The 13,991-nt window shown below is 44.9% G+C and carries 12 protein-coding genes and 1 pseudogene; 8 read left to right on the top strand and 5 right to left on the bottom strand.

Going from position 1 to position 13,991, the window contains the following annotated elements; all coding sequences use genetic code 11:
• A pseudogene (locus H6G03_RS37575) lies at nucleotides 1–223 on the bottom strand (hypothetical protein); the annotation flags it as partial.
• Here H6G03_RS37575 and H6G03_RS26280 point away from each other — a divergent pair.
• A complete protein-coding gene (locus H6G03_RS26280; protein ID WP_190470956.1) occupies nucleotides 213–1,109 on the top strand; it encodes an alpha/beta fold hydrolase in 897 nt (298 codons plus the stop codon). The pseudogene H6G03_RS37575 and the gene H6G03_RS26280 overlap by 11 nt on opposite strands.
• A gap of 204 nt (nucleotides 1,110–1,313) precedes the next feature.
• Nucleotides 1,314–1,466, top strand: coding sequence for a hypothetical protein (locus H6G03_RS26285; RefSeq protein ID WP_190470959.1), 153 nt, complete (start codon nucleotides 1,314–1,316; stop codon nucleotides 1,464–1,466).
• A gap of 101 nt (nucleotides 1,467–1,567) precedes the next feature.
• Here the strand turns inward: H6G03_RS26285 and tsaD are convergent, their stop codons facing one another.
• Nucleotides 1,568–2,608, bottom strand: coding sequence for a tRNA (adenosine(37)-N6)-threonylcarbamoyltransferase complex transferase subunit TsaD (tsaD, locus tag H6G03_RS26290; protein ID WP_190470961.1), 1,041 nt, complete (start codon nucleotides 2,606–2,608; stop codon nucleotides 1,568–1,570).
• 135 nt (nucleotides 2,609–2,743) lie between these two features.
• Here tsaD and H6G03_RS26295 point away from each other — a divergent pair, with 135 nt between their 5' ends.
• The 3 genes from H6G03_RS26295 (at nucleotide 2,744) to H6G03_RS26305 (ending at nucleotide 4,049) form a co-directional block, all read left to right on the top strand.
• Entirely contained in the window at nucleotides 2,744–3,238 is a 495-nt protein-coding gene (locus H6G03_RS26295; RefSeq protein ID WP_190470964.1) for a Photosystem I reaction center subunit III, read from the top strand.
• 34 nt (nucleotides 3,239–3,272) lie between these two features.
• Entirely contained in the window at nucleotides 3,273–3,401 is a 129-nt protein-coding gene (gene psaJ, locus H6G03_RS26300; RefSeq protein WP_190470966.1) for a photosystem I reaction center subunit IX, read from the top strand.
• A gap of 393 nt (nucleotides 3,402–3,794) precedes the next feature.
• Nucleotides 3,795–4,049, top strand: a complete 255-nt coding sequence (locus H6G03_RS26305) for a photosystem I reaction center subunit XI (RefSeq protein ID WP_190470969.1) — start codon at nucleotides 3,795–3,797, stop codon at nucleotides 4,047–4,049.
• Between the two features lie 224 nt (nucleotides 4,050–4,273).
• Here the strand turns inward: H6G03_RS26305 and H6G03_RS26310 are convergent, their stop codons facing one another.
• The gene (locus H6G03_RS26310; RefSeq protein WP_190470971.1) at nucleotides 4,274–7,678 is read right to left on the bottom strand and encodes a calpain family cysteine peptidase; all 3,405 of its coding nucleotides are present in this window, start codon (nucleotides 7,676–7,678) and stop codon (nucleotides 4,274–4,276) included.
• Nucleotides 7,679–8,130: 452 nt separating this feature from the next.
• Between H6G03_RS26310 and H6G03_RS26315 the strand changes: the two genes are divergently transcribed.
• Entirely contained in the window at nucleotides 8,131–9,786 is a 1,656-nt protein-coding gene (locus H6G03_RS26315) for an NB-ARC domain-containing protein (RefSeq protein ID WP_190470973.1), read from the top strand.
• A 151-nt stretch (nucleotides 9,787–9,937) separates the two neighbouring features.
• Here H6G03_RS26315 and gmk read toward each other — a convergent pair whose 3' ends face one another.
• Together gmk and remA are read right to left on the bottom strand one after the other, a co-directional pair.
• Entirely contained in the window at nucleotides 9,938–10,495 is a 558-nt protein-coding gene (gene gmk / locus H6G03_RS26320; RefSeq protein WP_190471040.1) for a guanylate kinase, read from the bottom strand.
• Nucleotides 10,496–10,579: 84 nt separating this feature from the next.
• The gene (gene remA, locus H6G03_RS26325) at nucleotides 10,580–10,846 is read right to left on the bottom strand and encodes an extracellular matrix/biofilm regulator RemA (RefSeq protein ID WP_190470974.1); all 267 of its coding nucleotides are present in this window, start codon (nucleotides 10,844–10,846) and stop codon (nucleotides 10,580–10,582) included.
• Between the two features lie 440 nt (nucleotides 10,847–11,286).
• On the opposite strand from remA, the gene H6G03_RS26330 reads away from it, so the two are divergent.
• Nucleotides 11,287–12,054 (top strand): choice-of-anchor W domain-containing protein, encoded by a 768-nt coding sequence (locus H6G03_RS26330; RefSeq protein WP_190470977.1) that lies wholly within the window; start codon nucleotides 11,287–11,289, stop codon nucleotides 12,052–12,054.
• A 112-nt stretch (nucleotides 12,055–12,166) separates the two neighbouring features.
• Nucleotides 12,167–13,984, top strand: coding sequence for an Rqc2 family fibronectin-binding protein (locus H6G03_RS26335; RefSeq protein ID WP_190470980.1), 1,818 nt, complete (start codon nucleotides 12,167–12,169; stop codon nucleotides 13,982–13,984).
• The last annotated feature ends 7 nt before the right edge of the window (nucleotides 13,985–13,991 follow it).

The following is a 13,991-nucleotide window of genomic DNA, read 5'->3' on the forward strand; positions in this document are numbered from 1 at the left end:
GTGGGGGAGCGGGAGAGCGGGGGAGTGGGGGAGCGGGAGAGTGGGGGAGTGGGGGAGTAGGGGAGTGGGAGAATAAATCTTTTCCCTTTCCCCTGTTTCCTCTTCCCTCTCCCTCTTCCCGACGCCCGACGCCCGACGCCCTAGCCTCTCCCTTTTGACTTTTGACTTTTCTGGCGATCGCTTTTGGCAAAACTTCGGGATAGGATCGAAATATGCCAAGCATAGATATCCTGGGTGTGCCCCACGCTTACGAGTTAACTGCTCCTACTGCCTCGGAACCGGTTTTAGTCTTCATTCACGGTTGGCTGTTAAGCCGCCGCTACTGGCAACCTCTAATTGAGCGGTTGGCACCGACTTATCAGTGTTTATCTTATGACTTACGAGGGTTTGGCTATTCCCAAATCAGCAGCAAGCCAAAGTCAAACGGTAGAGGAAATCTAGGAAAATCGAATTCAGACTCGACAACTTCTCTCTACACCCCAGATGTCTACGCTCGCGATCTGGGCATTTTGCTGCAAAAATTAAATATTTCTAGTGCCTGGTTGATCGGTCACTCTTTGGGCGGTACGATCGCCCTCTGGGGAGCCCAACAGTGGCCGGACTATATCAAGGGTGTCATCTGTATCAATGCGGGTGGCGGTATTTATCTCAAGGAAGCTTTCGAGCGATTTCGAGCGGTGGGCCAGCAGCTGATTAAATTCCGGCCCCGTTTGCTCTGTCATCTGCCTTGGATCGATTTGGTGTTTACTCGCGATAGCGTGGCTCGCCCGATCGCACGTACTTGGGGCCGTCAGCGCGTCATCGATTTTGTCATGGCTCACCCGGAAGCGGCGCTAGGGACTTTGCTGGACTCGACAACGGAAATAGAAGTAAATAGATTACCACAAATTGTCTCTAAATTGAAGCAGCCGGTTTATTTTATTGCCGGTGCGAATGATACGGTGATGGAACCTAAGTATGTCCGTCATTTGGCTAGCTTTCATCCCCTGTTTCAGTACTGTGGCGAGAATACGATCGAAATACCAAACTGCGGACATCTGGCAATGGTAGAACAGCCAGATACCGTCGCCACAGAAATTTTTACTATCCTTAGCCGTCACGCATCTTGAAGATTCGTAAGCGATCGCCCTTTAAATGTATTCTACAATACTGGCTTAAATATTAAATTTTTATTAAAATTTACAGGTTAGAGCAAAGATAGTGTTATAGCAGCGTGCTGACAGAAACCTTTGCTCTTGTGCAGTATGACTGACTTCGTGAAAGCTTTTGTCAGCCTACTTGCCTGAAAAAATCGATTGCTAAACGCCACATCAATGGTGACTATGTTCCCTCAATGCGAAACGATTAAACTTTCATCTCAAATTTCCGATCGAGATCTGATTGCTGATGAAAATAATCAGCTAAATCTAGCGCAACTCTCAGAAAGAAGCCGCAACTTGGCTCTAAGCAACAAAATAGCCTGCTAGTGTCGCAACGAGGAAGTCAAAAGTTAATCATGGATAGGGAAAAGGGAAAAGGGAAAAAATTTATTCTCCCACTCTCCCGCTCTCCCTCTTTCCCCACTCCATTAATAAAGCTGCATTACATCGGTAATAGCGAGGCGCGATCGCACTCCCAGCGTTAAAGGCGAGGTATGACCCCGATCGAGGTGTTCCGCCGCCGCGCAGCCAATCATCGCCGCGTTATCGGTGCAAAATTTAAGACTGGGGAAGATGACTCGCAAGTTGTGAGTTTCTGCGGCTGCTTGCAGATGTTTCCGCAGTCCGCTGTTAGCGGCGACGCCGCCGCCTACCGCAATGGTGTTGATGTTGCGATCGAGGGCGCAGGCGATCGCACGTCGAGTCAGCGATCGAGCTACAGTATCCTGGAAGCTAGCGGCAATATCATTCACCGGTAACGGCTGTACGCCTTCCTGTTCGAGTTTTTGTACCAAACGCAGCACAGCAGTTTTTAAACCGCTAAAACTGGAATCGTAAGGATGATAACCGCCACTAGGAAGCGAAACTTTACCTTCTGGGAGGGGAAAGGCATTGGGATTGCCTTCTCGTGCCAGCTTATCGATTGCTGGGCCACCAGGATAACCCAACTGCAACAACCGGGCCACTTTATCGAAAGCTTCACCCGCCGCATCATCGCGAGTTTCTCCCAGTTTTTCGTACATACCGCAATCTTTGACATAAATCAAGCTCGTGTGACCGCCGGAAACCAGCAGACACAAGAAGGGAGGCTCTAGATCGGGGGCGCTGAGGTAAGAGGCGTAAATATGTCCTTCCAGATGATGAACGCCCACAAAAGGCTTATTCTGAAGTATAGCCAGAGTTTTTGCAGCACTTAAGCCTACTAGCAAAGCTCCCACCAAACCTGGGGCGCAAGTGGCTGCGATGCCCTCAATCTCTGCCCAGTCCGTACCTGCCTCCTCAAAGGCTTGGGCTATGGCCTGGTTGATCGTTTCGACGTGTTGGCGGGAAGCCACCTCCGGTACAACTCCCCCATACTGTCGGTGGACTGGTATTTGAGAAGCGATGATGCTACTCAAAACTTTACGGTTCTTTACAATTGCCACCGCAGTTTCGTCACAACTTGTTTCAATTGCTAAAACTGTTGCCATTCACTGGTACTTTAAAAAATCAATGTGCTTTCCTAACAAGACTGGCTGCTTTCTAGTTTAGCCAGCTTGGTTGTACAAACAACTTCAACTTCTTGTTCGGAAAACTTATTGTTTTGTAACAAAAGGAAACAATCCATGCGACGATTGTTAGCTCTGATTTTTGCGATCGGTATCTGGTTCACTTTTGCCCCTGCTGCATCTGCTGACGTTGCTGGTCTTGTACCTTGCAAAGACTCCCCTGCTTTCCAAGAACGGGCAGCTAGTGCAGCCAATACTACCAGCGACCCCGCTTCTGGCCAAAAGCGCTTTGAACGTTATTCCCAAGCACTCTGCGGCCCAGAAGGTTTGCCCCACTTGGTCGTTGATGGTCGTTTAGACCGCGCTGGTGATTTTCTCATTCCTAGCGTTCTGTTTCTCTACATCACCGGTTGGATTGGTTGGGTAGGTCGTTCCTATCTGCAAGCCATCAAGAAAGATAAAGACGCAGAACAAAAAGAAATCATCATTGATGTTCCTTTGGCGATTTCCAAAGTGCTGACTGGGCCACTGTGGCCTTTGTTGGCTTTGAAAGAAATCACCACCGGTGAAATGTTTGCCAAGGAAGAAGAAATCCCAGTTTCTCCCCGCTAGTTTAGTTTTACCCCTTAATTAGGAGGATCGTTCGATGCAGCATTTGCTTAAGTATCTTTCCACAGCTCCAGTTATTGCCGCTGTTTGGATGACAATCACTGCTGGTATTTTGATTGAATTCAATCGCTTTTTCCCCGACCTGCTTTTCCACCCAATGCCGTAATAACCTATCTTTAGGCTTACTCGCTTAACGATTTGGTTACACCTAAATACGTATGCTAGTTTTTGCTTGACCTTATATCCGTAAGCCAAACTAGCAACAACCTTTGACAATTGGATAAATGTTTGAAACTCGCGATCGTTTATAGCCGTTGGGGTAGCGTCCTGTAAACGATCTCGAGTTTTATCTTTGTGTCTTTTGGCAGAGTATTAAAAAATTAACTTTTGTAAGGTTAAATCAGTACGCAAAGAAACCGGGTTTCTATGAAAAATCGTTGGTTTTCCGACTGTATATCTACGAAGAAACCCGGTTTCCGGTCGGGAGCGTGCGTAAGTCCTGAAAAAATTAACTTTTGTAAGGTTAAATCAGAAGCTGCACAATTGAACAAAGAGGAACTTGGCTGGTTTGCTGTCAACTATTGGCCTGATTGTAATTTCCACGATCGCAATCTCTCTGTACGCCACTAGCAATCCTCCCATGCCGGCTGTAAGCGTTACGGCATCAAGAGTACCAGACTCATTTAAATCGCCCGAAGGCTGGAACGAGTATGGCAGCGGTTTTCCGATCTGTGGCATTGGTGGTGCCCTGCTAGCCTATGCTCTATTGGCTTTGGACTTAACCAAATTTATCTCTAACTATTTGTTTCAATAAAAGTTAGGGAACGGCTAGTTTCTAATATAGAAACCTGTTTTCTTAAACAAAAATAGTTTCTATATTAGAAACAAAATGCAGGCGGTTTTTGCAGAAATAAAAGCCATCTCCCAAGAAACAGAAACATTTCTTGGGAGATGGATATCCGATGTTACCGGACTTGATATCGAAGAGCTTAGAGGATTTTGACAAATCCTCATTGAGGGAGAGGTTGGATCGAATGTTTAGACGATGATCGCCAAATCGCTAAAGCCGCTCTTGAATTGATCGAAGGTCAGATCGATTACTCCATCATAGAAATTACCAGAGTAGCGAGTAGGATCATTTCTTAAATTGTAGTCATTATCTTGACCCCAAGGATTTCGCACAACGACGTGTTCAGTACCGCCTTCATCTACATAGGCGTTTGTGACTGAATAGACATGACCACCAACCAATAGGAGACTTGATTGAGATGTCGCTGCCGCTATCGGGTTACCCTTGTTTAGTGCGTTGGTAATGTCATCGAAATTCAGCCGTTGCGTCTCATCAGAAGTAGCGCTAGTCCCAATAAGTTGTGCTTTGAAAAATGTGTCTTGAGTAAGGACTTCACCAGTGGCATGGTCTGTATTTCCAGCGGCGACACGGGCATACAAATCCCCCTTGCGCCCAGTAATTCGCTCAAGCGGATCTCTAGAATTATCCCCATTACCAATGAAAGTATAACCACCATAAACCTTTGTTCCTTGCAACTCTTTTTCTATGCCTTGTATGAATCCTGCATTAGCCGTTTGCTCCCTAAATACGGCATAAGCTTTCTCCGCCAAAGCTCCCCAAATTGAAGCATCGCTGTTTGCGAGAAGTTGTCTGCGATCAGGGAATGGAAATTGATCAGTTATTTCAGCCCCGTTGAGATCGACCGTGACTGGCAGCGTAATTTCTGTTGCAGTGCCACCCCTCTGAGCAAAAGGCATTTGGTCGTAATTAAACACCTTTTTAGTATTAGTATCTGTGAAGTTTATTGTTCCCTGACCCTTCACAGTTGCCACAGTTTGATCGACGGTGACGTAATATGCCTCACGGTTATCGTCAAAAAAGCGAAATGTATAGGTGCCATCTCCGTTTGTCGTAATGAAGGGTTCTGCCTTGATGTTTTTTGGAGATTGAGAAGTCGCAAAAACTGCCCCTAACGCTCCCATAAACGCACAGTCACCCAAATCACGTTGGTTGATGCCACGAATTCTGTCTTCCTTATCGTTACCGTAAAGCTCGCCTTCAATTTTTAAATGCTCAACATTAGTCTGCACCACAGGAGATTGGCCACGTGCTGTATCACCCGCTCCGATGTATATAGGTTGTGGATTTATTCCCTTGATCAGCCCTAGCGCGTTCTGAAGTACAGTACCATTGACGGCGGTATTTTGACCTGTTCGATCGATCGCATCGTTCACTTGAGTAAGCTGGAATTTGACAGAATCAGGCATTCTGAAGGATACCGCTTCGCGAGTTAATTCCTTCAAATCCGCTTGTTCTTGAACCGAAACCGTTCCATCGGCTGTTGCTTGGTTAATGAACGATAATACATCTTCACGCCCCAAAGTTGTTTTATTTGCCAGGAGACTTTGCATTCCCGGGTCGCCCAGAGTAACCGTACTGCCTTCACCTGTTAACGGTGTCGTCGTAACCGTGTAATGACCGTCACCAGCCCTATCTTTATCAGAACGATTGACTTGAATTTGGTAAGTAGTATTAGCCTGAGCAGTAAAAGTTAATTCCGAGTCAGTCTCGCCATTAGCATCATCATTGCTGCTAATAGCAACGCCATTGGCAAGCAGTTGTACGGAATTGTCAAATGTCTCAGATTCGACGTTAATGCGAATTTGCTCCCCTGGATTAACACCTTGCAGAGTGTAAGTATCAGATTCGTTGAGACCACCAGGAGTAAATGTCCCTGTAATCGTTTCATCACGACCGATCAGTGGAGTAGCTCCCGCTCCTGCTTCCACCGTTGAGGTGAGGGTAAAGCTTCCTGTTTGTTGCTCGTCCCAAGAAGTGACGCGAACTGCGTAATTAATTCCTGACTCGACGACAAAATTCAATTGGGAGTTGGTATTTTCGTCACCGATGTCATCATTAGAGGCAATGAACTCTTTTGTATCGGCATTAATCAGTTCTAGGTAAGAATCGAAGCTGGAAGAATTGAGGGCGATTTTCAATTCTTGCCCTGGATTCACCCCAGTTAAATCCAAACGGTAATCTCGTTTAAATGCGTTGATTTCATGCGGGTCAGGCAGGTCAGTATTGGTTATATTGTCAGAGACATTGCCACCATTAGCAGCTAGATTGCCCACAATGGTTGAAGAAGCTTGACCGGAAAGGGTGAAAGCACCTACAGCATTGGCATTAACACCGCTGACACGCACCATATATGGTGTACCTGGCTCCACAGTAAAATTGATCCGGGAGTTGGGGTTTCCGGAGCCAATGTTATCGTTTTCCGCAATCACTTCTCCAGTTACGAGATCCACCAGTTGCAAGTAAGTGTCATAAGCGGCTGTTAAGTCAAGTTGAACTTGCTGACCAGGATCGAGTCCGCTGAGGAGATACTCTTCTGAGTAGCTACCTTTACGATTCAGATTCGCTCCATCAGCTGCGTTTAAGTTGCCGCTAATTGTGCCTTTTCCACTTACCAAGTCAAATCCAGGCAGCACCTCATTTGGGGGTTTAGGATTGCGGACGGCATTATCACCCCCGGTGGTAATGTAATATTTGAAGAGTTCTGCGGGAGTGAGGTTAGAACTGTTAGGAGCAGAGCTTACCTGACTGTAGTATTCAGCATCGTAAGAATCAGATAACGGTCGCAGTTCGTTAATGCCAAAGTTGCGGAAGTGATCGTACAGTTGTTCGTTGCTCAACCCCGCTAAATCTTTATTAGCGCTGCGATAGTAATTGACATCAAATTCATCGGAAGATCGACGACCTTCGCGAATTCCAAAGGTGGCAAAATGCGACAGGATAAACTTGTTATAAGATGACAACTCTGCTGGATTATCTAGCACGGCTTCGGTTGACAAATTTCTAGTGCTAGCGTAATAGGTCAGCAGATCCGGATTGTTTAAATCGTAGTAGTTGAGGTTTAATGGATAAGAAAATTCTCGTCCTTCTGCCACCCCAAACATTGCCAGGTGCTGCAATGCTTGGTTGTTATCCAAGCTTTTCAGATCTGAGTTAACATCTCGATAAAAGTTGAGGTCAACAACGGGAGAAAACAGCCGTCCTTCTTTGACACCATTATTTTTTAGATGTAGGAAGGCTTGTTCTCGATTCCCTTGAAAAAATTGGTTGACATCATTATTACTTTGTAAGTAAAATTTTATGTCGCCAAATTGTGAAAAATTCCGCCCCTCAGCAACACCTTTATTTTGTAAATGGGCTAAAAGTTGCTGATTAGTAGTTAATCCGGCTGCTTGCAGATCCCCATTTGATGCGCGGTAGACGTTAAGATTGACAAAAGGGGAAAATTCTCTTCCTTCGTTTAGCCCAACTCTTTCAAAGTGGGCGCGTAGCTGAGCTTCTGTAGTTATACCAGCTTTAGCCAAATCGGGATTGGCAGCTTGGTAGTAACTGGCATCAAATAAATCAATACTCATCTGTTCACCCTGAATGAAGTTAATGATTATCTATCGCTGAAAAAGTGGCTAGGAACTATTGCCCAGACAAACCTCATCCCCCTAATCCCGTCTGGAATCTGGGATAAGGGGAGTATTTCTACCCCACGAGTTACTTTTAGCGCCAGGGGCAAAGGTTCCACTGTCCCGGCTTAGACTGGTAGCTGGAAAAGTGGTAAAATCGTTTATCTAGCGGCGCTGTAGATGCAGACGCCTCTGACAAAACTTCCAATTAGCAGGAATTTTTTCTTTGACGATTCCGATTAAAGCTTTTCTAAAAAACTTTGTCCAGATAAAAAAGTCACAGTAAAGTCACGTTATTTGTAAGAAATAAAACAAAAAAGTCAGAAAGTCAGAATAAAGTAATAACTTACACTCTGCTACTCGGTTACAGGATTTGGGTGCATTACAACGACTGGAGATACTTAAGCAACATGGATGTTGAAAAAGCCCTAGAAATTATAGATGCAGCTTTACAGGAAAAACGTTTAAATAAATTTGAAAAAATGGTGCTTAGTCAATGCTGGGAAGGACGCAGTTATGAAGAAATCGCTACGAGTTCGGATTACAATGTCGGTCATGTCAAAAATATTGGCTCTCAATTGTGGAAAAAGCTTAGCTTAGCATTCGGTGAAAGAGTCACCAAAACTAACTTTCGCACTGTCTTAAAACGCTATTCCTACTTTCAAAATCCCCTCCGCCAATTAGCAGCGCGAGAAAAAGAAAACGCTGTTTGCTTATATTTTTCCAATCCTTACCCCCAACAATACTGGCAAGAGTTTATTGATGTTTCCTATTTTTATGGACGTACCGCAGAACTCGCTACCGTAAAAACATGGATCGTGCAACACCGCTGCCGAATGGTAGCATTATTAGGAATAGGCGGAATCGGCAAAACCGCTTTTGCGGTGAAATTTGCTCAACAGCTTCGGGATGAATTCGACTATATCATTTGGCGAAGTCTGAGCCACGCACCAGATCTCGCTGATGAGTTAGCAGCAATGATTGGGTTTCTCTCCAATCATCAAGAAATAACTCTTTCAAACGATTTAGATAGTCGCATTTCGCAACTGATTGACTATTTGTATCGGTATCGGTGTCTGGTAATACTAGATCAAGTGGAATCACTTTTTGAAAGTGGCGAATTGGTTGGCAAATATTGCCAAGGATACGAAGACTACGGCAAACTCTTTAAAAGATTTGGACAATCTTTATCAAATAGTTGCTTGCTGCTGACGAGTCGGGAGAAGCCAAGGGAAATAGCTTTATTGGAAGGAGAAAAGCTACCTATCCGCTCTTTACAGATAAAGGGTTTATCAACAGCAGAGATTACCAAAATATTTAAACTTAGAGGTTCATTTTCAGCATCCGAGTGGGAGTGTAAAACAATTGGTGAATACTACAGCGGTAATCCTTTACTGTTAAAAATAGTGGCGACTAAAATTCAAGAATTATTTAATGGAGATATTTGTCATTTTCTATTTTTACAGCAACAGTGTAACCTAATTTTTGATAATATTAGCGAGCTTTTAGAAGAACACTTTAACCGTTGTTCGGATTTGGAAAAAGAAGTAATGTATTGGTTGGCAATTAATCGAGAACCAATGAGCATAGTAGAACTGCAATCAGATATTTTATCTCTGGAATCAAAGCAAAAGTTACCCGATCATCTGATTTCTTTGGAAAGGCGATCGCTCATAGAAAACAACTCAGCAACTTACACTCTTATATCAGAAGTTAAAGATTATGTAAATAATCGTTTAATTATGCTTATTTATCACGAGATAACTTTTAATAAAAAAGACCTGATACATCGCCTTTGCCTGTGGAAATATCCAACGGTAGAAAATATTAATTCAGAAGAGATAAATTTCATATTAAAGCCAATCGTCGAAAAACTGTGGCAACATTTTGGAGGTCAAGCTAATCTAGAAAAAAGACTGAACGAGATTTTATTAGAAATGCGATCGCGAGTTTCCAATCTGCAAGGATATGGAGAAATAAATATTATTAATTTACAAAAAGTAGCTGCAATCGAGCCCAAAAATACCGCAAAAAAACCGCAGGCAAGCATTGATGAATGCCGATGAAATTATCTGCGTTCATCAATGCTTGCCTGCCGCAACACCTCCGCTACCAAACTGTTTTCTTAAAGGTAAATGCGTGGTATTAGCCATCGACCGATCGAAAATCCGGTTGGGAGGATGTGTGAGTAACTCCTATGCGGTTTTAAATTTGAACTTAGCATCGAGCAAAAAGCGCTGCTTCGAGGTTTTTGAGAGCTGTTTCCAAATCGTCATTGACAATTTGGATATCGAATTCATTAGCAGCTTCAATTTCCTCTTTAGCGCGGCGGAGGCGACGAGTAATGGAATCTTCGGAATCTTGACCTCGACCGCGAATGCGATGCTCTAGTTCGCATAGGGAAGGTGGCAAGATAAATAGACGCAAGGCGGTAGGAAACGTCTGTCGAATTTGTCTTGCTCCTTCTAACTCAATTTCTAATATCACGCACTTGCCTTGAGAGATAAGCTTTTCTACGGGTCGGCGGGGCGTACCGTAGTAGTTGCCGGCAAATTGAGCCCATTCCAGCAGCTCGCCATGCTTCACCATTTCCTCGAACTCTTCGATACTGACGAAGTAATAATGCTGTCCGTCTATTTCCCCTGGACGGGGAAGACGGGTAGTTACGGATACGGAAAGTTCGAGTTCGGGATGGTGTTTGAGGAGCGATCGCAGCAATGTACCCTTGCCGACTCCACTTGGCCCCGTAAAAACGATCAGTCTGCCTGTCTGCATATTAACCATTTGAGATTTGAGATTTTAGATTTTAGATTGGTTTTTAGTCCAAAATCCCAAATCTAAAATCCAAAATGGACAGGTTTAATGTTCGCTAGCAGCACCATCTTTACTGATCACGAAGCGATTGGCGACCGTTTCCGGCTGAATCGCTGAGAGAATAACGTGGCTAGAATCAGTAATGATGACAGCCCTAGTGCGACGCCCGTAAGTTGCGTCAACTAGCTGGCCCCTATCCCTCGCGTCAGTGATGATACGCTTAATAGGGGCAGACTCCGGGCTGACAATGGCAACGACCCGGCTTGCAGAAACGATATTGCCAAAACCAATGTTGATTAGCTGAATATCCATGACAAATTGACCGCCTACCGATATGAGGAGCTAGTAATATAATTTCAATGGTAATTCCAAAAATTTGGACTTACAAGCCTAAAAAAGACGATTGCTCTTGTTTTTAGCTTATATTTATTGTTTTTCACCTTTTTCCGAATTTGACATCAATCAAAAGATATATAACTGAAGGGCTACTAAAAGGCCACACTGACCCGAAGCGGGTACAGTGTGGGTAGTTTACTCTTACCTGAAACTTTAACGAACACAATCACAATATAAAGATTGTGTAAAATCAACTACTCCTTATGGACAGTACAGTTATGCCCACTTTAGTCTGAAAGAACAGGGAGCGAGAGGTCTGAGTTCGGTATGTCAATCTACTAAGGGATGCGTCTTACTTAACCTGGATTCAGTAAACCTCAGACAAACAGCACAAGGGAAACTAGGGAGGAAAAACGATGATCCGCATACACCACACATTATTCGCACTGGCAGCCGCAGGGGTGGGAATGTTCTCGATACCCGCAGTAGCGAACGCCTTCTCGCTAGTGGATAGAACCGGTTTTACCGATACTCAGTTTAACGATCTCATCAAGACGGGAAAATTTACAGAATTGTTCGTTGCTGAAAGCCGTATTGGTAACAACAGTACGAGTACCGCCGAGCGTGAATTAGGTATAAATACAGCTATCATACCTGACCCTAACAATCCCAATCAACTGGTGGGTGGTTTGCCTGTTGTTTCTGGCGAACGTGCTTGGACAAGTGGCGCTCTAGTGGATTTCGTTTTGGAATATACGGGAAGCTTGGTTAAGTATACTGTTGGCGGTCAGCTGCTCAGCAGTACTGCTTTTAGTGGCCCTGTAACTGACATTTTCCTCCGCACCCGTGCTGCTGGAGACGTCTCGAAGGGAATAAATGGTAGCACAATGGGGTTGAGCGACCTGGTTTTTGAAGAAGTGGGAATTGGCAGTTTGTCTTCTTCCGTTACAGGCACCGGCTCTGATGTAGATTATCTCCAGATCGCCAATATATCTGCGCCCTTCAAGCTGACCGGTAAGTCTATGATGAGCTGGATTGGCAACAACCCCAAAAATTCTCAACTCGCTTATCAAATCAAAGTTGGTAATACAGAGTCTCAAAGTATACCTGAGCCTGCTACTGTGGGTGCGCTGTTGCTGACTGGTGCGCTGGCTTTGGGTAGCAGAAAACAGCAAAAAGCTTGAAGAGGGGATGGAAAGTTAAAAGTAAAAAGTCAAAAGAAAAAATAGAAACCGGGTTTATTTGCCCAAGTCTTATAAACTAAGGATTGGGGAATAAATCAAAAAAGTTTCGATCGTGCAACCTGTTGATTTCACAACTCTGACGGCTGCTAGCAGCGATTTGAGAGCCAACTGGCTACCATCGCGCATCGAACAAGTTTATCAGCGCGATCGCTACACCATTGCCCTAGCTTTGCGAACTCTCAAGGGACGCGGTTGGCTGACTGTTTCTTGGCATCCCCAAGCAGCACGCCTCTGCATTGGCAATCCGCCGCCCAGAACGCCGGATACGTTTACGTTCAGTCAGCAGTTACGGCATCAATTAGGGGGTTTGGCACTGATAGCAATTGAACAGATTGCCCCTTGGGAGAGGGTTTTAGACTTCCAGTTTGGTAGGCGTCCCGGAGAACCTCCTCTCTGGCATCTCTACTTAGAAATCATGGGCAAATACAGTAATGTCATTCTCGCTGATGCTGACAATTTAATTATTACTGCCGCTCATCAAGTCAGTCCACAACAATCGAGCGTCCGTCCGATCCTGACCGGACAACCCTACGAGATTCCACCAGTTCTCACCGATCCTATACCCAGTTCGATCGAATCTCAACAGCGCTGGCAGGAACGAGTGAGTCTGGTACCTGGGAAAATCGGGCGCTCTCTGCTGAAAAATTATCGGGGTTTAAGTTCTTCTTTGGTACAGTCGATGGTAGCAGCCGCAGGACTGGAAGCCGATCGATCTACGGAAACTTTAACTCCATCCGATTGGCAGGGTTTGTTTGTTAAATGGCAAGAATGGTTGCGAGTATTAGAAGAGTCTAAATTTCAATTTGGTTGGATAGGGAAAGACCTAACGGATCGACCCCTTTCCCTGCAAGGTAAGGAGTCGGGACAGAAATCGGATTCGATTCGATATGAAGGATACACGGTACTGGGTTGGGGTGCGATCGAACCAGCTAAAGATATCCATACTTTGCTCGAGCGCTACTATACCGAAGAACTCGATCGACAAGAATTCTCTCAGCTACGCCATCAACTCAGTCAGAAACTCAACAGTATTTTAGGAAAATTGCGCGTTAAGGGTCAGACCTTTGCGGAACGCTTGCAGCAGTCTGACGGAGCGGATTTGTACCGACAGCAAGCAGATTTGCTCATGGCGCATCTCCAGGAATGGGAACCTGGCTTAAAATCGATTACCTTGCCTGACTTTAACACCGAAAATCCCGTTACTATTCCACTTGACCCAGAAAAGAATGCCGTCCAAAACGCTCAAGCACTGTATAAGCGTCATCAAAAACTCAAACGCGCTCGTGCTGCGGTTGAGCCGCTGCTAGCGGAAGTGAAAGCGGAAATTGATTATTTAGAGCAGGTAGAAGCAACTGTATCTCAACTGGAGATATACACAACTTCGGAAGATTTACAAGCCCTGGCAGAAATACGGGAAGAATTGATTCAACAGCGATATCTTGAAGAATTAGAATACAGCCGCGCTAACAAAAACGACGAGGAATCTCATCCGTACCGTTTCCGTACTCCCAGCGGGTTTGAGTTATTGATCGGTCGCAATAACCGCCAGAATGATCGGCTGACGTTTCGGGTTGCTGGCGATTACGATTTGTGGTTCCACACGCAAGAGATTCCTGGAAGCCACGTACTCTTGCGCCTGGAGCCAGGGGCTGTACCCGATGAAGCGGATTTACAGTTTACTGCCGATCTTGCTGCTTACTACAGCCGTTCTCGACAAAGCGATAGGGTTCCAGTAGTTTATACCGAACCCAAGTACGTCTACAAACCTAAAGGAGCAAAGCCTGGAGTGGCTATTTACAAGCAAGAACGGGTTATTTGGGGTTGTCCTCCGCAGGCTATTAAGTATATCACGCAAAGTGACCAAAATTAAAAACTGA

This window comes from Aerosakkonema funiforme FACHB-1375 (assembly GCF_014696265.1).
GTDB lineage: Bacteria > Cyanobacteriota > Cyanobacteriia > Cyanobacteriales > Aerosakkonemataceae > Aerosakkonema > Aerosakkonema funiforme_A.